At 40.4% G+C, this 24,676-nt stretch carries 25 protein-coding genes; 13 read left to right on the plus strand and 12 right to left on the minus strand.

Translation table 11 applies throughout. From position 1 onward, the window contains the following. Positions 1–35: 35 nt before the first annotated feature. Complete coding sequence (epmB, locus tag EL215_RS01355; protein WP_126471973.1) at positions 36–1,052, minus strand: EF-P beta-lysylation protein EpmB; 1,017 nt, start codon at positions 1,050–1,052, stop codon at positions 36–38. 36 nt (positions 1,053–1,088) lie between these two features. On the opposite strand from epmB, the gene efp reads away from it, so the two are divergent. Next, a complete protein-coding gene (gene efp, locus EL215_RS01360; RefSeq protein WP_049357938.1) occupies positions 1,089–1,655 on the plus strand; it encodes an elongation factor P in 567 nt (188 codons plus the stop codon). A gap of 121 nt (positions 1,656–1,776) precedes the next feature. Here efp and EL215_RS01365 read toward each other — a convergent pair whose 3' ends face one another. From EL215_RS01365 to rdgB, 8 genes are all read right to left on the minus strand, one after another. Next, positions 1,777–2,280, minus strand: coding sequence for a surface-adhesin E family protein (locus EL215_RS01365; RefSeq protein WP_126469712.1), 504 nt, complete (start codon positions 2,278–2,280; stop codon positions 1,777–1,779). A gap of 54 nt (positions 2,281–2,334) precedes the next feature. Next, a complete protein-coding gene (gene pflA / locus EL215_RS01370) occupies positions 2,335–3,075 on the minus strand; it encodes a pyruvate formate lyase 1-activating protein (protein ID WP_126469714.1) in 741 nt (246 codons plus the stop codon). A 116-nt stretch (positions 3,076–3,191) separates the two neighbouring features. Continuing rightward, positions 3,192–3,482 (minus strand): putative quinol monooxygenase, encoded by a 291-nt coding sequence (locus EL215_RS01375; RefSeq protein ID WP_005636456.1) that lies wholly within the window; start codon positions 3,480–3,482, stop codon positions 3,192–3,194. 82 nt (positions 3,483–3,564) lie between these two features. Continuing rightward, positions 3,565–5,877 (minus strand): formate C-acetyltransferase, encoded by a 2,313-nt coding sequence (gene pflB / locus EL215_RS01380; RefSeq protein ID WP_164757046.1) that lies wholly within the window; start codon positions 5,875–5,877, stop codon positions 3,565–3,567. Between the two features lie 53 nt (positions 5,878–5,930). Next, entirely contained in the window at positions 5,931–6,785 is an 855-nt protein-coding gene (focA, locus tag EL215_RS01385; protein ID WP_049357930.1) for a formate transporter FocA, read from the minus strand. Positions 6,786–6,999: 214 nt separating this feature from the next. Next, the gene (locus tag EL215_RS01390; RefSeq protein WP_126469718.1) at positions 7,000–7,350 is read right to left on the minus strand and encodes a helix-hairpin-helix domain-containing protein; all 351 of its coding nucleotides are present in this window, start codon (positions 7,348–7,350) and stop codon (positions 7,000–7,002) included. A 144-nt stretch (positions 7,351–7,494) separates the two neighbouring features. Continuing rightward, positions 7,495–7,812, minus strand: coding sequence for a heavy metal-binding domain-containing protein (locus EL215_RS01395; RefSeq protein ID WP_049357927.1), 318 nt, complete (start codon positions 7,810–7,812; stop codon positions 7,495–7,497). Between the two features lie 38 nt (positions 7,813–7,850). After that, a complete protein-coding gene (gene rdgB, locus EL215_RS01400; RefSeq protein ID WP_049357925.1) occupies positions 7,851–8,450 on the minus strand; it encodes an RdgB/HAM1 family non-canonical purine NTP pyrophosphatase in 600 nt (199 codons plus the stop codon). Between the two features lie 131 nt (positions 8,451–8,581). Between rdgB and EL215_RS01405 the strand changes: the two genes are divergently transcribed. Then, on the plus strand, positions 8,582–8,953 hold the full coding sequence (locus EL215_RS01405) for a CopM family metallochaperone (protein WP_049357924.1): 372 nt from the start codon (positions 8,582–8,584) through the stop codon (positions 8,951–8,953). 48 nt (positions 8,954–9,001) lie between these two features. Here EL215_RS01405 and ispH read toward each other — a convergent pair whose 3' ends face one another. The 3 genes from ispH to glmU all read right to left on the minus strand — a co-directional run bounded on the left by ispH (position 9,002) and on the right by glmU (position 11,921). After that, positions 9,002–9,946, minus strand: a complete 945-nt coding sequence (gene ispH, locus EL215_RS01410; protein WP_049372702.1) for a 4-hydroxy-3-methylbut-2-enyl diphosphate reductase — start codon at positions 9,944–9,946, stop codon at positions 9,002–9,004. Further along, positions 9,943–10,434 (minus strand): signal peptidase II, encoded by a 492-nt coding sequence (gene lspA / locus EL215_RS01415; RefSeq protein WP_126469720.1) that lies wholly within the window; start codon positions 10,432–10,434, stop codon positions 9,943–9,945. The genes ispH and lspA overlap by 4 nt, the downstream gene beginning before the upstream one ends. A gap of 116 nt (positions 10,435–10,550) precedes the next feature. Beyond that, positions 10,551–11,921, minus strand: a complete 1,371-nt coding sequence (gene glmU, locus EL215_RS01420) for a bifunctional UDP-N-acetylglucosamine diphosphorylase/glucosamine-1-phosphate N-acetyltransferase GlmU (RefSeq protein WP_126469722.1) — start codon at positions 11,919–11,921, stop codon at positions 10,551–10,553. Between the two features lie 127 nt (positions 11,922–12,048). Here glmU and EL215_RS01425 point away from each other — a divergent pair, with 127 nt between their 5' ends. The 11 genes from EL215_RS01425 to eno all read left to right on the plus strand — a co-directional run bounded on the left by EL215_RS01425 (position 12,049) and on the right by eno (position 24,624). Beyond that, positions 12,049–12,798 carry a DeoR/GlpR family DNA-binding transcription regulator gene (locus EL215_RS01425; RefSeq protein WP_065242721.1) on the plus strand — a complete coding sequence of 250 codons (750 nt, stop codon included), beginning with the start codon at positions 12,049–12,051 and terminating at the stop codon, positions 12,796–12,798. Positions 12,799–13,022: 224 nt separating this feature from the next. Further along, complete coding sequence (fucI, locus tag EL215_RS01430; RefSeq protein ID WP_126469724.1) at positions 13,023–14,792, plus strand: L-fucose isomerase; 1,770 nt, start codon at positions 13,023–13,025, stop codon at positions 14,790–14,792. A gap of 109 nt (positions 14,793–14,901) precedes the next feature. After that, complete coding sequence (gene fucK, locus EL215_RS01435) at positions 14,902–16,326, plus strand: L-fuculokinase (protein WP_126469726.1); 1,425 nt, start codon at positions 14,902–14,904, stop codon at positions 16,324–16,326. Positions 16,327–16,383: 57 nt separating this feature from the next. Continuing rightward, positions 16,384–16,818 carry an L-fucose mutarotase gene (gene fucU / locus EL215_RS01440; RefSeq protein WP_049357914.1) on the plus strand — a complete coding sequence of 145 codons (435 nt, stop codon included), beginning with the start codon at positions 16,384–16,386 and terminating at the stop codon, positions 16,816–16,818. A 20-nt stretch (positions 16,819–16,838) separates the two neighbouring features. After that, a complete protein-coding gene (gene fucA, locus EL215_RS01445; protein ID WP_049357912.1) occupies positions 16,839–17,486 on the plus strand; it encodes an L-fuculose-phosphate aldolase in 648 nt (215 codons plus the stop codon). Between the two features lie 42 nt (positions 17,487–17,528). Next, the gene (fucP, locus tag EL215_RS01450) at positions 17,529–18,818 is read left to right on the plus strand and encodes an L-fucose:H+ symporter permease (RefSeq protein ID WP_126469728.1); all 1,290 of its coding nucleotides are present in this window, start codon (positions 17,529–17,531) and stop codon (positions 18,816–18,818) included. A gap of 81 nt (positions 18,819–18,899) precedes the next feature. After that, positions 18,900–20,054, plus strand: coding sequence for a lactaldehyde reductase (gene fucO / locus EL215_RS01455; RefSeq protein ID WP_126469730.1), 1,155 nt, complete (start codon positions 18,900–18,902; stop codon positions 20,052–20,054). A gap of 193 nt (positions 20,055–20,247) precedes the next feature. Further along, positions 20,248–21,885 (plus strand): glutamine hydrolyzing CTP synthase, encoded by a 1,638-nt coding sequence (pyrG, locus tag EL215_RS01460; protein WP_126469732.1) that lies wholly within the window; start codon positions 20,248–20,250, stop codon positions 21,883–21,885. A gap of 91 nt (positions 21,886–21,976) precedes the next feature. Continuing rightward, positions 21,977–22,330 carry a helix-turn-helix domain-containing protein gene (locus EL215_RS01465; protein ID WP_126469735.1) on the plus strand — a complete coding sequence of 118 codons (354 nt, stop codon included), beginning with the start codon at positions 21,977–21,979 and terminating at the stop codon, positions 22,328–22,330. Continuing rightward, positions 22,318–23,136: an IS3 family transposase gene (locus EL215_RS01470; RefSeq protein ID WP_232013322.1), complete on the plus strand. Its 819-nt coding sequence runs from the start codon at positions 22,318–22,320 to the stop codon at positions 23,134–23,136. The genes EL215_RS01465 and EL215_RS01470 overlap by 13 nt, the downstream gene beginning before the upstream one ends. 186 nt (positions 23,137–23,322) lie before the next feature. After that, complete coding sequence (gene eno, locus EL215_RS01475; protein WP_126469739.1) at positions 23,323–24,624, plus strand: phosphopyruvate hydratase; 1,302 nt, start codon at positions 23,323–23,325, stop codon at positions 24,622–24,624. Positions 24,625–24,676 lie beyond the last annotated feature (52 nt).

Here is a 24,676-nt window from a genome sequence, read left to right on the forward strand (position 1 = left end):
AGTGCGGTGAAAAACTAAGCCCATTTTATCGGATATTAAGATGTGTATAAAGTTTTATTTGGTTCCCCTCCGATTTCTCTTGCTAATTTGGGCACTAAATAACCTGAGGTGAGTGTCTGTAATTCTTTGTAGATTTGTAACGCTTTCTCATCTGAAATATAGAAATGGCTCGCACCCTGCACTTTATCCAACAAATGCAAGTAATAAGGCAGAATTCCCGCTTGAAACAACTTATCGCTCAATGCTTTTAATGTATGTGGGTTGTCATTCACCTCCTTTAAAAGGACTGATTGATTGAGTAATGTGGCCTTGGCGTCTACCAGTTTTTGCATAGCCAAAGCGAGTTCTTCATCAATTTCATTTGGGTGATTGATATGAGTTACAAATACTGTTTGTAATGGACTTTTTAGCAATAAATCACAAAATTCATCCGTAATGCGCTCCGGAATTACGACAGGTAAACGAGAGTGAATACGCAAACGTTGTAAGTGCGGTATCTTTTCAAGGTGTTCTAATAGCCATGCCCATTCACTATCCTTTGCCATCATCGGATCACCGCCTGAGAAAATGACTTCTTCAATTTCAGGATGTGCAGCAATATAGTCTATTGCTTGCTGCCAACTCGTTTTATTGCCTGGATTTTGGTCATAAGGAAAATGACGACGGAAGCAATAACGGCAATTGACTGCACAACCTCCTTTTGCCATGAACAGCAAGCGATTTTGGTATTTATGCAGAATATTAGGCACCGCATTTTTTTGCTGCTCATCTAAAGGATCTTGGCTAAACCCCTCCGCTTCAATAAATTCTTGTTGATCTGTCATCACTTGTAAAAAAAGTGGATCTTTAGGATTCCTTTTTTCCATTTTTTCAACAAAAGGTAAAGGCACTCGCATAGCAAAAAGTTTACGAGCGGCGATGTCCTCGGCAAAATCTTCAATAGGCAAATTTAAGGTTTTTAGCAAGATTTTCGGATCAGAAATCGCATTTTTTAGGGTTTCTAACCAATTTTGTTCTTCTCTAATCGCAATATTTCGGGTTAAAATACGCACTTTCAAACAATCTCTATTTTTTAGGATATTTTTAATATGGCTACATATACTACCAGTGATTTCAAACCAGGTCTAAAATTTATGCAAGACGGTGAGCCTTGTGTGATCGTTGAGAACGAATTCGTTAAACCGGGTAAAGGCCAAGCTTTTACTCGTACTCGTATTCGTAAATTAATTTCAGGCAAAGTATTAGATGTAAACTTCAAATCTGGTACTTCGGTTGAAGCTGCTGATGTTATGGATCTTAACCTCACTTATTCATACAAAGATGATGCATTCTGGTATTTCATGCACCCAGAAACATTCGAACAATACTCTGCTGATGCAAAAGCAGTAGGTGATTCAGAAAAATGGTTGTTAGATCAAGCAGATTGTATCGTGACTTTATGGAATGGTGCACCAATCAGCATCACACCACCAAACTTCGTAGAATTAGAAATCATCGATACTGATCCGGGCCTTAAAGGTGATACAGCCGGTACAGGCGGTAAACCAGCAACATTAAGCACTGGCGCTGTAGTGAAAGTACCTCTTTTCGTTCAAATCGGCGAAGTGATTAAAGTCGATACTCGTTCAGGCGAATACGTTTCTCGTGTGAAATAATCTTTTATAATGAGATAAAAAGAGCGGTCAATATTTGATGAATATTGGCCGTTTTTTATTGCTTGCTCATTAGTTTTATAGATATAAAAAATGCGGTTATTTCTAACCGCACTTTGATTGATTATTTTGCTTTTGAGCCTTCTAACTCTAAAGAAGGTTTTCTATCTGAGTTCACACAAATGATTTGTGCGGCAGCATAGAGCGTTGTATTCGGCTTTAAACTAATGGTGTATTTCTCTTGTTTTTTCGGTGCTGCACGTAAACCTTCGCCCCAGAAATCATCATAAAAATCGGTACGAACTTGGGTTAAATGGTAGTTCTTACAGTTTAAGATTTTATATTGGCGAACAGAACGTGCATAACGTCTAGTTTCGTTTGGATACACATATAAACCTTTATCCAAATTTACGACTGCATCAAAATGCACTTGGTTTAAATCTTGGTTATCGACCCAAATAGAATCAGCATCAATATAGTAATTTTTATCTTTTACCAATCGAACATAACCCACTCTATCTTTTGAAGGAGGGCTTAGTTTCACCTCTTCTTGAGAAAGTGGCGGTTGGACAGCTGAACAGCCTGCTAAAAGGGCTACACCTAAAAACGTTAATGCTAATTTTTTCATTTTTCTCTCCTTAAAGCTTACTGAAGCTTGCTGTTTACCATTTCATACTATCGCTTAATATTTTACGGTGTGTCCGTATCCCTCTAAGATATTTTTAATATGCTCAAGCGACTCTTTTGTCGGTGGCAATACATCTTCGAGTTCATAGTCAAACCCAAGGGTTTTCCATTTGTGGGCACCTAATCGATGATAAGGTAGAAGTTCGACTTTTTCAATATTGGTCATACCTTCAATAAACTGTCCGAGCAGATGAACATCATGATCGTTATCTGTATAGCCTGGAACTACTACATAACGAATCCAGGTACGCTGATTACGTTTTTGCAAATATTTCGCAAATTCCAGCGTCCGTTTATTCGGTACGCCGATCAAATTCTGGTGTACTTTGTCGTTCAGTTCTTTTAAATCAAGCAAAACGAGATCGGTTACATCGAGTAGTTCATCAATAATATGGTCATAATGACGTACAAACCCATTAGTATCTAAACAAGTATTAATTCCTTCTGCTTTACAAGCTCGGAACCAGTCACGCACAAACTCTGCTTGAAGAATTGCCTCACCACCTGATGCTGTCACACCACCACCAGTTGCATTCATAAAAGGGCGATAGCTCACGACTTCTTTCATGAGTTCTTCCACACTGATTTCGCGCCCACCATCAAGATCCCAAGTATCACGGTTATGGCAATATTTGCAACGCATTAAACAGCCTTGCATAAATAAAATAAAACGAATACCGGGACCATCCACGGTTCCACAGGATTCAAAGGAGTGAATTCTTCCTAGCATAGACATACATAAATTTCCAAAAAATTAATCTAGCTAAATTTTACCAAAAATATCATCTATAAAAAATGAGCCTGACTTAAAATCAGGCTCATAATTAAAATATATTTATCAAAGTGCGGTCATTATTCGCTAACTTTTTGAAAGGTTTGCACCACTGGCGCTTGTTCACAATACTCAACCAATACAGGTACAATTGAAGTAAAGTGTGGTGTTGCAAAATGTTGTTCTAAATCAGCCTTGCTTTTCCATTGCTCAATAAAAACATAATGATTAGCTTGTTCGCTATTTTGTTGTAATTCATAAGATACGCATCCTGTTTCTTGACGAGTATGCTTAATTAATTCTTGGCATTGAGTTAGAAAATCATTAATTTTGTCCGCTTTTACTGAAAATTGGGCAATAACTGTTAGCATAATTTGCTCTCCTATATATAAAAATAAACCACTCACAAAACTAGTCTATGAGTGGTTTGTATTAAAACATAATTCTATTTATTTAGAAAGACTCAGTAAATGTACGAGTGACGACGTCTTGTTGTTGCTCTTTAGTTAAAGAGTTGAAACGTACTGCGTAACCAGATACACGGATAGTTAATTGTGGATATTTATCCGGATTTTCCATTGCGTCTAACAACATTTCACGGTTTAACACATTCACATTTAAGTGTTGCCCACCTTCAACTGTTGCTTCGTGGTGGAAGTAACCATCCATTAAGCCGGCAAGATTGCGGCGTTGTGCTTCGGCATCTTTACCTAACGCATTTGGTACGATTGAGAAGGTATAAGAAATACCATCTTTCGCGTAAGCAAATGGAAGTTTAGCCACAGAAGTTAATGATGCTACCGCACCTTTTTGGTCACGACCGTGCATTGGGTTAGCACCTGGTCCGAATGGTGCACCAGCACGACGACCATCTGGGGTGTTACCCGTTTTCTTACCATAAACCACGTTAGAAGTAATGGTTAATACAGATTGTGTAGGCACTGCATTGCGGTAAGTTTTAAGTTTTTGAATTTTCTTCATGAAACGTTCAACTAAGTCACAAGCGATGTCATCAACACGGTTGTCGTTGTTACCATATTGTGGATATTCACCTTCGATTTCAAAGTCGATTGCTACGTTGCTTGCTACAACATTGCCATCTTTATCTTTGATATCACCACGAACCGGTTTAACTTTCGCATATTTGATTGCTGAAAGTGAGTCAGCCGCAACAGAAAGACCAGCAATACCACAAGCCATGGTACGGTATACATCACGATCATGTAATGCCATTAATACTGCTTCGTATGAATATTTATCGTGCATATAGTGGATTACGTTTAATGCAGTCACATATTGTTTTGCCAACCAATCCATAAAGCTGTCCATACGGGTCATTACTGTGTCAAAATCTAACACTTCATCAGTAATTGGTGCAGTTTTCGGACCGACTTGCATACCTAATTTTTCATCGATACCGCCGTTGATTGCGTATAACAATGTTTTCGCTAAGTTTGCACGTGCACCGAAGAATTGCATTTGTTTACCCACAACCATTGGTGATACACAACATGCGATTGCGTAGTCATCGTTGTTGAAGTCTGGACGCATTAAATCATCATTTTCGTATTGAACTGATGAGGTATCAATCGATACTTTCGCACAGAAACGTTTGAAGTTTTCAGGTAATTGTTCAGACCAAAGGATAGTCAAGTTTGGCTCTGGAGAAGTACCCATGTTGTAAAGAGTATGTAAAATACGGAATGTATTTTTGGTTACTAATGTACGGCCATCTAACCCCATACCCGCGATGGTTTCAGTTGCCCACATTGGGTCACCAGAGAATAATTGATCGTATTCAGGCGTACGTAAGAAACGAACCATACGAAGTTTCATGACTAAGTGGTCAACTAGTTCTTGCGCTTCAGTCTCAGTAATTTTACCCGCTTTTAAATCACGTTCGATATAGATATCGATAAAGGTTGCAGTACGACCGAATGACATCGCTGCACCGTTTTGTGATTTGATTGCAGCAAGATAAGCAAAGTACATCCATTGAATGGCTTCTTTAGCATTAGTTGCAGGGTTAGAAATATCATAACCGTAGCTTGCCGCCATTTGTTTCATTTGGCCTAATGCACGGTGTTGTTCTGCGATTTCCTCACGTAAACGAATAGTTGCTTCAAGATTTACGCCATCTTCTAAGTCTTTTTGTAAAGAAGAGAACTGTGCGTATTTATCTTTCATTAAGAAGTCAACACCATAAAGTGCTACACGACGGTAGTCACCGATAATACGGCCACGACCGTAAGCATCAGGAAGACCGGTTAGTACACCTGATTTACGGCAGCGTAAAATGTCTGGCGTATAAACATCAAATACGCCTTGGTTGTGAGTTTTACGATATTCAGTAAAGATTTTTTTCACTTCAGGATCTAATTCACGACCGTAAATTTTGCATGATCCTTCCACCATTTTAATGCCACCAAATGGCATAATGGCACGTTTTAATGGCGCATCTGTTTGAAGACCAACTATTTTTTCTAAATCTTTATTGATATAGCCTGGCGCGTGAGAAATAATTGTTGAAGGCGTATGTTCGTCAAAGTCTAATGGCGCGTGAGTGCGGTTTTCAACTTTGATCCCTTCCATTACGGTTTCCCAAAGTTTTGTTGTCGCTTCGGTTGGACCAGCTAAGAAAGAATCATCACCTTCATACGGGGTGTAGTTTTTCTGAATAAAATCACGCACGTTGACGTTTTCTTGCCAGTCACCGGCAACGAACCCTGTCCACGCCACTTTTTGTGCTTCATTAAGTTCTGACATAGTCATTTCCTTTTTTAATTGATAAAAAATAAGTCTGTTAGTTCGTTAGTACATTAGTGAGCTTTAGTTAAATAACGTTGGAATAAGCCGATACAAACTGCGCCGCCCACAATGTTGCCCAACGTTACGGGAATTAAATTCTTCACAATGAAATGATAAAGATCTAAGTCTGCATATTTCATTGGATCCACACCAATTTGTTGCCAAAATTCTGGTGTACTAAAATGAGCTGTGATAATGCCTAGTGGAATCATAAACATATTTGCCACACAGTGTTCAAAACCTGATGCGACAAATAAACCAATCGGCATGATCATAATAAATGCTTTGTCTGTAACAGTTTTACCGGAATAAGACATCCATACCGCTACACACACCATAATGTTACATAAAATACCAAGGTTAAATGCTTCAAACCAAGTATGATGAATCTTATGTTGAGCGGTTGCCAAAATGGTTAAACCCCATTGACCATTTGCTGCCATGGTTTGTCCTCCAAACCAAATCACCGCAGCAATAAATAAACCGCCTATGAAGTTGCCCAAATATACTACAATCCAATTTCGAATCATTTGGGTTGTGGTTATTTTTCCGCCTACACGGGCAACTAAGGTTAAAGTAGAAGAGGTGAATAATTCTGAACCTAAAATCACCACCATAATTACGCCCAAGGAGAAGACTAATCCACCAACTAACTTGGTTAATCCCCAAGGCGCTCCTGCGCTTGCTGTTTGTGTCGTCGTATAGAATACAAAGGCTAAAGCAATACAAGCCCCAGCACTAATACCAGACAGAAATGATAAAAATGGGCGTTTTTGCGCTTTATACGCAGCAACGCTTTCAGCATAATCCGTTGCTTCAACTGGTGTGAGAGCAACAGAAGATTGATTTAAATTTTCTGATGCCATATCTAACTCCAAATAGTTGGTTTATTATTTCTTATACTACAACATAGGTATTCCTATACCCATTTGGTATTCTACTCTCTTATAAAACCATTGCAAGAAATCCCCAACTTATTCTAAAAAAATTTGATATTTTGCAAGTTTTGGTAAATTTTATCTTCAAATACAAAAAAAGCGAGATATCACTATCCCGCTTTTTATGTATAAATAACGCAAATTAAAACGCGATACGATCGCGGTTTTTCTCTAAGGTTGCTTTACCAATGCCTTGTACTTCAAGCAATTGTTCTGCCATAGTGAAATTACCGTGCTTTTCACGATACTGTACAATGGCTTCCGCCTTTTTCGCACCAATACCAATTAGCGCTTTTTGAATTTCTGATGCGCTGGCGGTATTGATATTTAATTTATCACTCACTGCTTGTTGTGTCGTTTGTGATGCAGTTTGTTGCTGAACTTGCGCTTGAGGTTGAGCCTGTTCAGCCACTTGTTCTTCTGCAAACACTTGCGAGCTCAACATTGTGGTTGCAACAAATAATGAACTAAATAAATGTTTTATCAATTTCATAAAAATGCCCTTTATTAATAAAAAGTACCGTTGATTTATATCAACAGCGACATTTTTAAGAAACACCAAAAACACGCAAGAAATTGACCGCACTTTTGCGATCCTGATCGCAAAAATTACATTTAAGTAAATGAAAAAACGACCTTAGCGCACCACCACTGCCGTGCCACTTGCAATCACCATAAACATGCTTTTCGTGCCTACCGTTGTGTAGTTAACTTCCACGCCAACAATGGCATTAGCACCTAAGGCGTATGCTTTTTCTTCCAGTTCTTTCAACGCATCTTGACGCGCGCGACTAATACGACGCTCATAAACACTAGAACGCCCACCAATCACATCTGTGATGCCAGCAAAAAAATCACGCATGAAGTTTGCACCCGCAATCACCTCACCGAAGACGACTTGTTTGTATTCTACGATTTGTTTCCCTTCAACACTAGGGGTTGTTGTCACAATCATTTTGTATCCTTAAATTCTCGTTAAAAATTAACCGCACTTTAGACGCTTAATTTTGATTTTAAAATGGCTAACGCCTTAGCACGATGAGAAATTTTCTTTTTCTCTACGGTTTCTAATTCTGCAAAAGTACAACCTTTTTCAGGGCTAAAAAAGAGCGAATCGTAACCAAAGCCGTTTTCACCTCGTTCTTCATAAATGATATTCCCTTCACATTCACCTTGAGCAATGATCGGAGAAGGATCACTTGGGTATTGTAATAACACAATCGTACTCACAAATTTTGCTTGGCGACGTTCAGTTGGTACATCAGCTAATTCTGCCAGTAATTTTTCACGATTTTTCGCATCGGCTTCCTCACCATCTACACCCGCATAGCGTGCAGAATACAATCCTGGCGCACCATTTAACACATCCACCACAAGACCGGAATCATCTGCAATAGCCGGTAAACCTGATTTTTCAGATGCATAACGCGCTTTCAGGATCGCATTTTCGACAAACGTTAAGCCAGTTTCCTCTGGGCTTTCGATGCCTAAATCCGTTTGAGCAATCACTTCAAAACCGAAATCGGCTAATACGTCTGCCATTTCTTTTACTTTGCCTTTATTGCCCGTGGCAAGCACAATTTTTTGCTTCATGATTCTGTTCCTCATATCAAATATTGTCTTATTCTAGCACCTCACCAAAAATTTTCGGAATAAATATTGACTTTAACCTTAGGTCAAGGTTTATGATTCGTGCTCATTCAGTTATCACATAGGAGAAAAACATGAAAAAACTTATGACTTTTATCACACTTAGCGCTGCTGCAGTTTCAATTTATGCCCAAGCTAATGAACAACCGCATCAAGCACACATGAATATGCCAATGTCGACAGATTCTGCAATGCAACAAGAATTAATGCAAGGTATGAGTCAAATGCATCAAGACATGATGGCAGCTGCGCAATATAAAGATCCTGATGTTGCTTTTGCAGCAGGTATGTTGCCACACCATATTGGCGCAGTAAAAATGGCGGAAGTTGAATTAAAATACGGAAAAGATCCTGAGATGCGTAAGCTTGCTGAGAATATTATTAACGCTCAACAGGCAGAAATTGAACAAATGCAAAAATGGCTTAAAGTGCACAATAAAAAATAAAATAACACAAAAAAAGTGCGGTAAATTAACCGCACTTTTTTAATAGAATTAGTTTACTTCTTTTATTCGTAGCTCTTTTGGCACTTCAAAGAACATATTCTCTTCTAAGCCTTGAAGCTCTTCGATACTATCCGCACCAAATTCTTTTAATCGAGCAATCACGGATTGCACCAACTCTTCTGGTGCTGAGGCGCCCGCTGTTACGCCAATTGTTTCAACGCCTTCAAACCAATCTGCTGCCACATCATTTGGATCATCAATCAATTTTGATTTCACACCCATACGCGATGCCAACTCAGCTAAACGATTAGAATTCGATGAGTTTTTAGAGCCTACAACGACCACTAAATCACATTGTTTCGCTAATTCACGCACTGCTTCTTGGCGATTGGTTGTAGCATAGCAAATATCGTTTTTATGTGGGCCTTGAATAGCTGGATATTTGTCTTTCAATGCACTGATAGTTTCCGCCGTATCATCAAGAGAAAGCGTAGTTTGTGTCATAAAGGTTAAATCATCATTTTCTTGAACCGGCAAACGAGCAATATCTTCCACGCTTTCAATTAAGAAAATACCACCTTCCTCGTTGTTGTACTGTCCCATTGTGCCTTCCACTTCGGGATGGCCTTTGTGTCCGATCAAAATCGCTTTCGTCCCTTTACGGCTCGCACGAGCCACTTGCATATGTACTTTGGTTACCAATGGACAAGTTGCATCAAATACTTTTAACTGACGATCTTTCGCTTCCTGACGAACAGCTTGTGATACGCCGTGGGCGGAAAAAATCACAATGGCACCATCTGGCACTTCGCTCAGTTCTTCTACAAAAATAGCCCCACGCTCACGCAAACCATTCACCACAAAACGGTTATGCACCACTTCATGACGTACATAAATTGGTGCACCATGAATTTCAAGTGCTAATTCAACAATGCTAATGGCTCGATCGACACCCGCGCAAAATCCGCGAGGGTTAGCTAAAATTATCTTCATTTTTGACTGCTCTTTTTATCACCTTTAAAGGCATCTAATGCTAATAAACCCGCACCAATACAAATCGCAATATCTGCCACATTGAATACCGGATAATGATAAATATCCCAATAAAAATCTAAGAAATCCACCACAAAACCGTTATACGCACGGTCCACCATATTGGCTAATGCGCCACCGATAATCAGTGCATAAGCTGAATTTTGTAATCTTTGCTCTGCCGAATTATTTTTCATAAAGTAAGCCAGCATTAAAGAAATCCCAATCGCAAGCACGATAAAGAAATATTTCTGCCAGCCATCATGCTCAGCTAAAAAGCTAAATGCCGCACCGTAATTACGTACGTAGGTTAAATTAAAAATGGGTAATAGGTTCACGCTTTCATATAAATCAAAGCGTTGCACTACAATATATTTGGTCAGTAAATCAAGGATAAAAGCGACCGCACTTATCCAAAGGAATGAAAGTCCTGTTTTATTTTTTGTCATAGGAAATTATCTGTCTTTATAAATGGACGATGATTTTAGCAACTCGAACAACCTTTATAAAGTAAAAGGCATCAAATCATAAAAGGCGAACACATTGGTTCGCCTTGCAATGTTAATTACTTTTTCTTCACCGGTCTTTGCCAACCTTGAATATGACGTTGTGGCACACGAGTAATCACCAGCTCATCTTTCTCAATATTTTGAGTGATCGTTGAACCAGCCCCAATGGTTGCGCCATCTGCGACGGTAACAGGCGCGACTAATTGTGTATCCGATCCAACAAATACATTGTTACCAATGATTGTTTTAAATTTATTTGCACCGTCATAGTTACAAGTAATGACACCTGCACCAATGTTACAGTTCTCTCCGATTTCGGTATCACCTACATAAGTGAGATGATTTACTTTAGAACCTTTACCTACTGTAGATTTTTTAATTTCCACGAAGTTGCCCACATGGGTTTCAGCCGCTAATTCAGCACCTGGACGTAAACGAGAGAATGGACCAATCGCCGCTTTTGCACCAATTGTGGCATCTTCTAAAACAGAATAAGGCTTGATCTCAACATCGTCACCAATAGTCACATTTTTCAATACACAGCCAGCGCCAATTTTTACTCGATCACCTAAACGTACATTGCCTTCCACAATCACGTTCACATCAATTTCAACATCTTTACCGTGTTCTAATGTACCACGTAAATCAAAACGCTCTGGGTCAATTAACATCACGCCTGCAAGTAAAAGTTTTTCTGCTTGTTTACGTTGATAAAAACGCTCTAATGCAGCAAGTTGTAAACGGTTATTGGCACCTTCTACTTCCATAAATTCAGAGGCTTGAACGGCAGTAACCTGACAACCATCCTGGTTGGCTAAACCAATCACATCCGTTAAATAAAACTCGCCTTGTGCATTGTTATTTTTCACACGAGAAAGCCAGTTTTTGAAATGCGCACCATCAGCCACTAACACGCCAGTATTTACTTCTTGGATTTTTAATTGCTCTGCGTTGGCATCTTTTTGTTCTACGATCGCCACCACATTGCCATTTTCACGAATAATACGACCATAACCCGTTGGGTTATCTAAATTCACCGTGAGCAATGCAATCCCATTTTCCGGTTTCGCTGCAATGAGTTTTTCCAATGTTTCTTTGGTCACCAATGGTGCATCACCATATAAAATCACAATATTTTCATCATCTTTGAAGAATGGTGCAGCTTGTTGAACCGCATGGGCAGTACCTAATTGTTCTGCTTGAACGACCCAGTTCACACTTTCATTTGCCAAACGCTCACGCATTAATTCGCCACCGTGACCGTAAATCAAATGCACGTTTTCCGCACCTAATTGATTTGCCGTATCAATCACATGTTTTACCATTGGTTTTCCTGCCACTTTATGTAAGACTTTTGGTAAATCAGAATACATACGAGTGCCTTTACCGGCCGCTAAAATCACAACACTTAATGCTTTATTTGTCATAAATTCTTCTCTTCTTGATAAAAAATTTTTGGGCGTATTCTATCGTAGAAAGGGTTGAATGATAAGTTGTTTATCTTTTTAAGAAAATCCTATAATAGAAAAAACTTTTCAACCCATAGAGGTACGCATGCGTAATCGAGACGAAATCATCTTACAACTACTAAATCACCAAGGGAAAGTTAGTGTGCAAGAACTTGCCCAGCAATGCGAAATGTCAGTAGAGACCATTCGTAGAGATCTTAATCGATTAGAAAAAAAAGGTTTACTCTATCGCATTCATGGTGGCGCTGTTAGCGGAAAAACGAATGATATAGGATCTTTTTTTCAAATACGACAACATATCAATGCTGCAGCCAAAAGACATATTGCCCAAAATGCCCTTGAATTACTTTATGAAAATGCTGTGATTGGCCTTGATGCAAGCTCCACCAGTTGGTACTTTGCATATCTCATGCCTGATATCCCCTGCACGGTTGTGACAAACTCAATTTTTAACATCAATGCTCTCGTAAATAAGCCCAATATCAAAACAATAGTGACTGGTGGAGTTTACTCTCCAAAATATGAAGCTTTCTATGGGCCTTTATCCGAATATTTATTACAGCGCTTACATATCAATTTTTCTATTCTTTCCTGCTCAGGCATTGATAACGAAGGTAATATTTGGGAATCAAACGAACTCAATGCCTCACTAAAACGAAAAATGATGGAAGCATCAGAAAAATGCTATTTACTTGCAGATCAGTCAAAATTTGAGAAAAAAAGCCTCATACAATTAAGCGAGCTAAATAAAATGGATACCATTTTTACGGATTCCCCCCTTTCGCCACTCTTACAACAATATTGTGATAAAACAGATACAATGACTGTTTTATAGATAAATATGCCCGAATTGACTGTTTTTAGGATAAAAATAAGAAAATCGGGCATCTACTTTATAAAAAAATAATTCTTTTGTGTGATCTCTTTCACAAATCTGAAATCTACTTTGCATTTCGTCTATCTTATTACATTCTTTTTATCAAAAATAATACTAAGTTAAGTTGATATCAGCTTATTCACCTTTCATCATAAATGTTAAACGTAAGGAGGATTTTTATAATGACATCTTTCGCTCAATCAAATCGTGTAAAAATTGGTATTCGTCCAACTATTGATGGGCGTCGTATGGGAGTTCGAGAATCATTAGAAGAACAAACCATGCAAATGGCCAAATCTGTTGCTGAGTTATTGCAAACTCACATTCGTCACACCGATGGTTCCTTCGTGGAATGTGTGATTGCTGACACCTGTATCGGTGGTGTTGCTGAAGCAGCCGCTTGCGCAGAAAAATTTAAACTCAATAATGTTGGTTTAACAATTACGGTTACCCCTTGTTGGTGCTACGGTTCCGAAACTATCGACATGGATCCGCACATGCCGAAAGCTATTTGGGGTTTTAACGGCACTGAACGTCCAGGAGCAGTTTATCTTGCTGCCGCTCTTGCTGGCCATTCTCAACTAGGGTTACCGGCTTTCTCTATTTATGGCACCGAAGTACAAGAAGCAGATGACACTAGTATTCCTGCCGATGTTAAAGAAAAACTATTACGCTTCGCACGTGCTGGTCTTGCCGTTGCAACTATTCGCGGCAAATCCTACTTATCTATCGGTTCCGTTTCCATGGGTATCGCCGGTTCTATCGTCAACCAACAATTCTTCCAAGAATACCTCGGCATGCGTAACGAATATGTGGACATGACCGAAATCAAACGCCGCTTGGATCGCAAAATTTACGATCAGGAAGAAGTGGATTTAGCGCTTTCTTGGGTGAAACAATATTGCAAAGATGGGATTGACGTAAACAGCCCCGAAAATCAACGCTCACCGGAAGAACGCGCTGAACTTTGGGAAAATGTGGTGAAAATGACCATCATTGCCCGTGATTTAATGGTGGGTAATCCGAAATTAGCTAAATTAAACTTTGGTGAAGAAGCACTTGGTCATAACGCCATTGCTGCCGGTTTCCAAGGTCAACGCCATTGGACCGATCATTTACCGAACGGCGACTTTATGGAAGCCATCCTAAACTCCACCTACGATTGGAATGGCGTACGTCCTCCATACATTCTTGCAACAGAAAACGATAGTTTAAACGCAGTCTGTATGTTACTTGGTAATCAACTCACCGGTCAGGCTCAAATCTTTGCCGACGTACGGACTTACTGGAGCCCAGATTCCGTAGAACGCGTTACCGGTTTCCGTCCGGAACAAGGCTTCTTGCATTTAATTAACTCAGGATCTGCTGCCCTTGACGGTACAGGTCAACATCAAGACGCCAATGGCAATCCGATCATCAAACCTGCATGGGAAGTCACGGAAGAAGACGGCAAACGTTGTTTGGAACATACCCGTTGGTGTCCTGCGGTACACGAATACTTCCGTGGGGGCGGTTTATCTTCTCAATTCTTAACCAAAGGTGGCATGCCGTTCACCATGCACCGCATTAACCTCATCAAAGGCTTAGGCCCTGTGCTACAAATTGCCGAAGGTTGGTCTATTGATTTACCGAAAGAAGTCAATGATGCCCTTGACCATCGTACAAACGAAACCTGGCCGACGACTTGGTTTACGCCTCGTTTAACTGGTAAAGGGGCATTTACTGATGTTTATTCTGTAATGGCGAACTGGGGAGCTAACCACTGTGTAGCCACTTACGGACACATCGGTGCTGATCTCATCACGCTAGCTTCAATGTTGCGTATTCCTGTTTGCATGCACAACGTTGAAGATGCCAATGTGTTCCGCCCAAGCTCTTGGAACGGTTTTGGTCAAGACAAAGAAGGTCAAGACTACCGCGCCTGCCAAAACTTTGGACCACTTTATAAATAACCTATGACTGGCGCAAGCTTCCCTAACTTGCGCCATCATCCCATAAAAATTCAAATACAAGTGCGGCTGAAAAACAAATGAATTTTAAACCGCACTTAGGAGAGCTTTTATGTCTATCGTACTGATTTTTGATTGCGGTGCGACTAATTTACGCACCATTGCCATGAATGATAAAGGCAAAATCATGGCATCCCATCACCTTGCTAATAATACCCAACAGGGTAGCGAATCACCCGATTATCATATTTGGGATTTTGAAGAAATTTGGCAAAAACTCACCATGTGTGCGGATAATACGATCGCTCAATTAAAGCAACAACAGGTTGATTTAAAAGAAATCGTAGGCATTTCCGTCACGACTTTTGGTGTGGATGGCGCACCATTTGATAAAAACGGACAACAACTTTACCCGATTATTTCGTGGAAATGCCCGCGCACAGTGCCAGTGATGGAAAACCTCCCTCAGTTGCTAGACATAAAAGCCCTTTATCAACGCAACGGCATTGGTCAATACAGTTTCAACACTTTATTTAAACTACTTTGGTTGAAAGAAAATAAACCGGATATTTTCCAAAAAATGGATAAATTCGTGTTCATTTCCTCCATGCTAACCCAGCGATTAACTGGCAAATTTACCACCGACCGCACTATGGCAGGCACATCCATGATAACCAATCTCGCAACAGGCAATTGGGACGAGGATATCTTAAAACTGCTTGGTTTAAGCCAAAAACACTTTCCACCATTGCATAACGCAGGTGAAAAAGTGGGGGAGTTAACTAGTGCGCTTGCCGACCATTGGGGTTTAAATCGTATTCCAGTTATATCCTGTGGTCACGACACCCAATTTGCCGTATTTGGCTCCGGTGCGGGATTGAATCAACCGGTACTCAGTTCAGGCACGTGGGAAATCTTAATGGCCCGTACAGAACACGCCAAACCGCAATTCGATTTTGTGCCGCAAGGCTTAACCACCGAATTTGACGCACAACCGAATTGTTTTAACCCCGCCGTACAATGGGTCGGCTCAGGCATTATGGAATGGCTCGGTAAATTGTTGTTCGCCGATGTATATGGCACCGACCAATATTACCCGACCATGATCGCCGAAGGTATCGCTGCCGGTGAAAAAGGCTCGCAAAGTGCGGTCAATTTTCAGGGTGTATTTAGCCAACTCGGACAAGGCAATATCAGTGGACTTTCCATGTTCTCCACTCGTGGTGAAATCTACCGTGCCGCACTTTATTACATGGCAAACCAACTCAAGCAGGGCTTGGACGTATTACAACAAGTCAGCCACTTCAAAGCGGAAAGCTTGCTTTGCGTCGGTGGCGGCTCGAAAAATCCACTTTGGAACCAAATCCGTGCTGATGTTTTAGGTTTACCGATTGATGTCGTGGATGTCGCAGAAAGCACTGTGCTCGGCGCTGCAATGTTTACCTTTGCAGGCGTTGGGATATACGAAACTCCGGAACAAGCACAGAAAGCAATGCAACTAAATAGAACGCGTGTTAATCCAGCTAGAAAGAATTAATCCCTCCTCTTTCTAAGAGGCAATAAAACTTGAAAAGAATAAATAGGAGAAATCAATATGTTAAAAGGTATCCACCCGGCAATCTCCCCTGAGTTACTCAAAATTCTTGCCGAAATGGGACATGGCGATGAAATTGTACTGTCCGATGCCCATTTTCCCGCACACTCATTACATTCAAACGTAATTCGTGCAGATGGCATCACCGTATCTACATTACTCAAAGGCATTGCACCATTATTTGAGTTTGATGCTTATGTCGATGCGCCGTTAATTATGATGCAAGTGGTGCCTGGTGATACTCTCGATCCACAAGTAGAAGAAAATTATCTAGCGGCGATTAAAAATGCGATTGGTTTTACACCTAATTTAGAGCGTATTGAACGCTTTGCCTTTTACGAACGTGCCAAACAAGCTTATGCCGTCGTAATCAGTGGCGAAACAGCTAAATACGGCAACATTATCATCAAAAAAGGGGTTACCCCCGTTCTATAACAGCTTAGAGGTACTAAAAAATGAACAGACAAGAACTTTCACAAAAAATTATTGATACTTGCCTTGAAATGACTCGACTAGGGTTAAACCAAGGTACAGCGGGAAATGTCAGTGTACGTTACAAAGACGGCATGCTGATCACCCCGACAGGAATGCCATATCATTTAATGAAACCGGAAAACATTGTGTATGTAGACGGCAAAGGTAAACACGAAGAAAACAAACTGCCGTCTAGTGAATGGCAATTCCATTTAGCCGTCTATCAAGCACGTCCTGAAGCCAATGCGGTGGTGCATAACCATTCTATAAACTGCGCAGGGCTTTCTATTTTGGAAAAACCGATTCCGGCCATTCATTACATGGTCGCGGTTGGTGGCACCGATCATATCCCTTGTGTGCCTTATGCAACGTTCGGTACTCACGAATTAGCGTCCTATGTAGGCGAAGGCATTAAAGAAAGCAAAGCGATTTTACTTTCTCATCACGGTTTGATCGCTTGTGGTGAAAACCTAGACAAAGCCTTATGGTTAGCACAAGAAGTCGAAGTATTAGCATCTTGGTATTTGAAATTGTTATCAACGGGCTTAGAAATTCCATTATTAAGCAAAGAACAAATGAACGTGGTTTTAGGAAAATTCCACACTTATGGGCTGCGCATTGAAGAATAGTCCGCAAATAGATTCATCACTTATTTAAACAAGGAAAAGATTATGAGCGCTAAAGTTTTAGAAAAAAAATATCTTGTGCCCTTCATTCTTATTACAAGCTTATTTGCATTGTGGGGCTTTGCGAATGATATTACAAATCCTATGGTTGCCGTATTCCAAACAGTCATGGAAATTCCGGCATCTGAAGCAGCTTTAGTACAATTTGCTTTTTATGGTGGTTATGGAACCATGGCAATTCCGGCTGCATTATTTGCCAGTCGCTATAGTTATAAAGCAGGTATCCTTCTAGGTTTAGCGCTCTATGCGGTCGGTGCATTCTTATTCTGGCCAGCTGCTAAATATGAAGTGTTCAATTTCTTCTTAATTTCTCTTTATATTTTGACTTTTGGCTTGGCATTTCTTGAAACAACAGCAAATCCTTACATTTTAGCCATGGGTGATCCGCAAACGGCTACCCGTCGCTTAAACTTTGCCCAATCCTTTAACCCGCTCGGCTCTATTACCGGGATGTTCGTCGCATCTCAATTAGTCTTAACCAATTTGGAATCCGATAAACGGGATGCTACTGGAAACTTGATTTACCATACTTTATCCGAAACAGAAAAAATGGGCATTCGCACCCACGACTTAGCCGAAATCCGTGACCCTTACGTTGCACTTGGTTTTGTCGTTGTTGCAGTGTTAGTCATCATCGCCTTATATAAAATGCCTTCAGTGAAGGTAGAGGAGAGTGATACCCGCCTTTCTTTTAAAGAGGCCGTAGCTCGCTTAATTAAGAAGCCGAAATATCGCGAAGGTGTGATTGCTCAAGTATTCTACGTTGGCGTACAAATTATGTGCTGGACTTTCATCGTACAATATGCCGAACGTTTAGGCTTCACCAAAGCGGAAGGGCAAAACTTCAACATCATCGCTATGGGGATTTTTATTACCAGCCGTTTCATCAGCACAAGCTTAATGAAATATCTTAAAGCTGAATTCATGCTCATGTTGTTCGCTATCGGCGGTTTCTTCAGCATCCTCGGTGTGATTTTCATTGATGGTGTGTGGGGCTTGTACTGTTTAATTTTAACTTCAGGCTTTATGTCACTCATGTTCCCAACCATTTACGGCATTGCACTCTACGGCTTAAAAGAAGAATCTACCTTAGGTGCCGCCGGTTTAGTGATGGCTATTGTGGGCGGTGCATTAATGCCTCCATTGCAAGGTATGATCATCGACCAAGGTCAAGTAATGGGATTACCGGCTGTCAACTTCTCATTTATCCTACCGTTAATCTGCTTCGTCATTATCGCAATTTACGGCTTCAGAAGTTGGAAAGTTCTAAAATAATGTAAAACATGACCGCACTTACTTAAAAGTGCGGTCGTTTTTTTAAGTATTTTTATCATTTTAAGTAAAGGAGTATATTTTATGGCTAATCGAATGATTCTTAATGAAACCAGCTATCACGGTGCTGGCGCCATTCAACATATTGTAGATGAGGTCATAAGTCGTAGCTTTAAAAAAGCTTTAGTGATCACAGACAAAGATTTGATTAAATTTAATGTAGTAGAAAAAGTCACCGCACTTTTGGATAAGGCGGGGCTTGCTTACGAGATTTTTGACGAAGTGAAAGCCAACCCAAGCGTCGATGTCATCAAAAAAGGTGTGGCAAAATTCAAACAAAGTGATGCCGATTACCTAATTGCCATCGGAGGAGGTTCTCCTACAGACACGTCAAAAGCTATCGGCATTATTATCAATAACCCTGAATTTGAAGATGTTCTATCTCTTGAAGGTGTTGCGCCGACCAAGAACAAATGTGTACCCATTATTGCTGTTCCGACTACAGCAGGCACTGCCGCTGAAGTCACTATCAACTATGTGATTACCGATGAAGCGAATAAACGCAAATTTGTTTGCGTAGATGTACACGACATACCAGTAGTCGCTGTAGTCGATCCTGACATGATGTCCAGCATGCCTAAAGGTTTGACCGCTGCCACTGGCATGGATGCACTAACCCATGCTATTGAAGGTTACACCACCAAAGCAGCTTGGGCACTTACCGATGCTTTGCATTTGGAAGCGATTCGTTTAATTGCCAAACATTTACGTGGTGCGGTAGAAAACACCAAAGAAGGACGTGAAGGTATGGCGCTTGGTCAATATGTTGCCGGCATGGGATTTTCGAACGTAGGCTTAGGTATCGTACACAGCATGGCGCACCCGCTTTCTGCCTATTATGACACCCCGCATGGTATCGCCAATGCTGTTTTATTGCCTTATGTTATGGAATTCAATGCGCCTGAAACGGGTGAAAAATTCCGTGAAATCGCCCGAGCAATGGGTGTAAAAGGCGTAGATGACATGAGCCAAGATGAATATCGCAAAGCGGCAATTAATGCTGTAAGACAGCTGTCTAAAGATGTCGGAATTCCAGAGAAATTACACACGATAGGTGTTCAAGAGAAAGATCTCGTTTCTCTTTCTCAAGATGCACTTAAAGATGTTTGTACTGGAGGCAATCCACGTAATTGTACAGCAGAGGATATTTTAGAAATCTATAGATTGGCATTTAAATAATTCATCTATGAAAATTAACCCTGATCGATTATTCAATCGTTGAGTTAATTCAACAAATAAGGTAGACTATCCTCCCGTCTTGATAGCTAATCATCTTTTATTTTTGACCGCACTTTTCAGCATTCTGCACAAATTTGCATAAAAGATGATTGGCTATAATCATTTTTATCCCAACATATTTAGGTCTCTCACTATGGCTACAAATTATATTTTCGTCACAGGCGGTGTGGTTTCATCGTTAGGTAAAGGTATTGCTGCAGCATCATTGGCAGCAATTTTAGAAGCACGTGGCTTAAACGTGACTATTATGAAATTAGACCCTTACATCAACGTGGACCCGGGTACAATGAGCCCAACCCAACACGGTGAAGTGTTCGTGACACAAGACGGGGCGGAAACCGATTTAGACTTAGGTCACTACGAGCGTTTTATTCGTACCAAAATGACAAAACGTAATAACTTCACCACAGGTAAAATTTATTCTGAAGTATTACGCAAAGAGCGTCGTGGTGATTATTTAGGTGCGACAATTCAAGTGATTCCACACATCACCAATGAAATTAAAGATCGCGTGATTGCTGGCGCACAAGGCCATGATGTGGTAATTGTGGAAGTAGGCGGAACAGTGGGTGATATTGAATCGCTTCCATTCTTAGAAGCACTTCGTCAACTTGCCGTACAAGTAGGTCGTGAGAATACTCTCTTTATGCACTTAACATTAGTGCCATACATCCCGACTGCGGGCGAAGTGAAAACTAAACCAACTCAACATTCTGTAAAAGAATTACTTTCAATTGGTATTCAACCGGACGTGTTGATTTGCCGTTCAGATCGCATGATCCCACCAAATGAGCGTGCCAAAATCGCCTTATTCTGTAACGTACCAGAACGTGCGGTAATTTCGTTAAAAGATGTGAACTCCATCTATCAAATCCCTGCTTTATTAAAATCGCAAGGGTTAGATGATTTTGTTTGTAAACGTTTTCACTTAGACTGTCCTGAAGCTGATCTTTCAGAGTGGGAACAAGTGCTTTATAAACAAGCTAATCCAGTGGGGGAAGTGACCATTGGAATGGTGGGTAAATATACTGAGTTACCAGATGCCTATAAATCTGTAAATGAAGCGTTGAAGCATGCTGGTTTAACGAATCGTTTAAGCGTTAACATTAAATATATTGATTCCCAAGATGTTGAAACCAAAGGCACTGATGTATTAAAAGGTGTCGATGGTATTTTAGTACCGGGCGGCTTTGGCTATCGTGGTGTAGAAGGTAAAATTCGTACTGCCCAATATGCACGTGAAAACAATATTCCTTACTTAGGTATTTGTTTAGGTATGCAGATTGCGTTGATTGAATATGCACGTAATGTAGCGGGTTTAACGAAAGCAAATTCGTCTGAATTTGATAAAGATTGTGAACAACCTGTGATTGCATTAATCACGGAATGGCAAGATGCGGATGGTAATACTGAAGTACGTACTGATGAATCTGATCTTGGCGGAACAATGCGTTTAGGCGCACAACAATGTCATTTGGTGTCAGGCAGCTGCGCTCGTGAGCTTTATGGCAAAGAAACCATTGAAGAGCGTCATCGTCATCGCTATGAAGTGAACAATACCTTGCTTCCACAAATTGAAAAAGCAGGGTTGAAAGTAACGGGCTTATCTGCAGATAAAAAATTGGTAGAAATTATCGAAGTGCCAAATCATCCTTGGTTTGTCGCTTGCCAATTCCATCCAGAATTTACTTCTACGCCTCGTGATGGTCATCCGTTGTTTGCAGGCTTTGTAAAAGCAGCCTATGAAAATCACAAACAATCTGTGAAGTAATGGATTAAATTAGAGTAAAAAGAGCGGTGAGAATGATCTGCACCCCAAAAGTTGGACTCAACAAACCAACAATTGAGGTGCAGATTTTTTTATGGGTAAACACTACACAATCGAATTTAAATTACAGGTTCTTCAACCTATTTTGAATGGGAAAATGAGTATTAGAGAAACTGCGCGTTTTTACAATATTCCTTCCAACTCCCTAGTCGGGACATGGTTGAAACGATTTGAAAAAAGTGGCATAAAAGGACTTATTCCCCGTAAACCATCAGGACGACCGCCGATGAAACCCAAATATGCAAAAATGCCACCGCCACCCAAAACTGAAGAAGACCGTTTACGCCTGAGAATTTTACAGCTTGAAGCGGAGGTAGCCTACCTAAAGGAGTTGAGAAGGCTCAGACTTCAGGACGAAGCCGAGCAACGGAAATTATCCAAAGGTTAAGAACACGCTATCCGTTAAAATGGCTTTTAGGCTTTGCACAATTAGCGCGTAGTACGTTTTTTGCTAAACTTCAGATTAAACTGGATAAGGATGAGTTGTTGAAAAAGACCATTAAACGCATCAAAGCCAACCATCCTGATTATGGCTACCGACGTGTTCATGCCTGCTTGCCAGGCGTGAATCATAAAAAAGTTCAACGTTTAATGCAGACACTTGGGCTTCAAGTGCGGTCAAGAAAAAGCAAGAAATTTACGACCTATCGAGGCACGATAGGGGTGATTGCACCGAATCATCTTGAACGCGATTTTAGTGCAACGGCCCCGAACCAAAAATGGGTGACCGATATCACCGAGTTTAAGGCGAAAGATGGGAGCAAAGTCTATTTATCCCCAATTTTAGACTTATTTAACAATGAGATAGTTTCATATAATCTCAGCTATTCCCCAAACTGGGCGCAAGTAGAGGACATGTTAATGCAAGCCGTCAAAGGATTAAATAAAGCTTGTGGTGTCATTTTACATTCAGACCAGGGATGGCAATATCAAATGGTGGCTTATCGTCGAATCTTGGCTGAACATGGCATCATTCAAAGTATGTCGAGAAAAGGGAATTGCTTGGACAACGCCGCAATGGAAAGTTTCTTTGGACGATTAAAAACAGAATGTTTTTATGGTCGGGAATTTAACAGTAGAGAGGAGATAGTTGATGCCGTCAGGGATTATTTGGATTACTATAATCACCGACGGATTCAACTAAAATTAAAAGGACTGAGTCCGGTACAATATCGAAAACAATCCTTTAAATAACAGTCTAACTTTTTGGGGTCAGATCAGAAACGACGAATTTTTTCACCGCTCTTTTATTTTGTAAAAATAGATAAAGATCAAAGCATACGCATTTTTTACAAGACAAAATATCAAAATAGCTTTATCATATCGCCTGTTTTAGGCTCGCCTAACCCGTTTTAATTAACTTAATTGAGGAAAATAAAAATGGCAAAAATCGTTAAAGTGATTGGTCGCGAAATCATTGACTCACGCGGTAATCCAACTGTTGAAGCTGAAGTTCATCTTGAAGGTGGTTTTGTTGGTTTAGCTGCAGCTCCATCTGGTGCATCAACTGGTTCTCGCGAAGCATTAGAATTACGTGATGGTGACAAATCTCGTTTCTTAGGTAAAGGCGTATTAAAAGCTGTAGCAGCAGTAAATGGCCCAATTGCTGAAGCAATTCTTGGTAAAGATGCGTCTAACCAAGCTGAAATCGACCAAATCATGATCGATTTAGACGGAACCGAAAACAAATCTAACTTTGGTGCAAACGCAATCTTAGCAGTATCTTTAGCAAACGCAAAAGCCGCTGCAGCGTCTAAAGGTTTACCACTTTACGCTTACATTGCAGAACTTAACGGCACGCCAGGCGTTTACTCTATGCCATTACCAATGATGAATATCATCAACGGTGGTGAACATGCAGACAACAACGTGGATATCCAAGAATTCATGATTCAACCAGTGGGTGCGAAAACCTTACGTGAAGCACTTCGTATCGGTGCTGAAGTATTCCACAACCTTGCGAAAGTATTAAAATCTAAAGGCATGAGCACTGCTGTAGGTGACGAAGGTGGTTTCGCACCAAACTTAGCATCTAACGCAGACGCTTTAGCATGTATCAAAGAAGCTGTAGAAAAAGCAGGTTACGTATTAGGTAAAGACGTCACTTTAGCAATGGACTGTGCATCTTCTGAGTTCTACAACAAAGAAACGGGCAAATACGAAATGAAAGGCGAAGGCCGTTCATTCACTTCTCAAGAGTTCACACATTATCTTGAAGAATTAACCAAACAATACCCAATTGTGTCTATTGAAGACGGTCAAGACGAATCTGACTGGGAAGGTTTTGCATACCAAACTAAAGTGTTAGGCGACCGCGTTCAATTAGTGGGCGACGACTTATTCGTCACTAACACCAAAATCTTAAAAGAAGGTATCGAAAAAGGTATCGCAAACTCTATCTTAATCAAATTCAACCAAATCGGTTCTTTAACTGAAACTTTAGCAGCAATCAAAATGGCTAAAGATGCAGGTTACACAGCGGTTATCTCTCACCGCTCAGGTGAAACTGAAGATGCGACTATCGCTGATTTAGCAGTTGGTACAGCAGCAGGTCAAATCAAAACTGGTTCTATGAGCCGTTCTGACCGTATTGCTAAATACAACCAATTAATCCGTATCGAAGAAGCATTAGGTGACAAAGCACCATTCTTAGGTTTAAAAGCGGTTAAAGGTCAAGCATAATTTTTGCTTAATTTAATGTAAAATAGCACCGCACTTTATATAAAAGTGCGGT

It is taken from the genome of Haemophilus parainfluenzae (assembly GCF_900638025.1).
Classification (GTDB): Bacteria; Pseudomonadota; Gammaproteobacteria; order Enterobacterales; family Pasteurellaceae; genus Haemophilus_D; species Haemophilus_D parainfluenzae_J.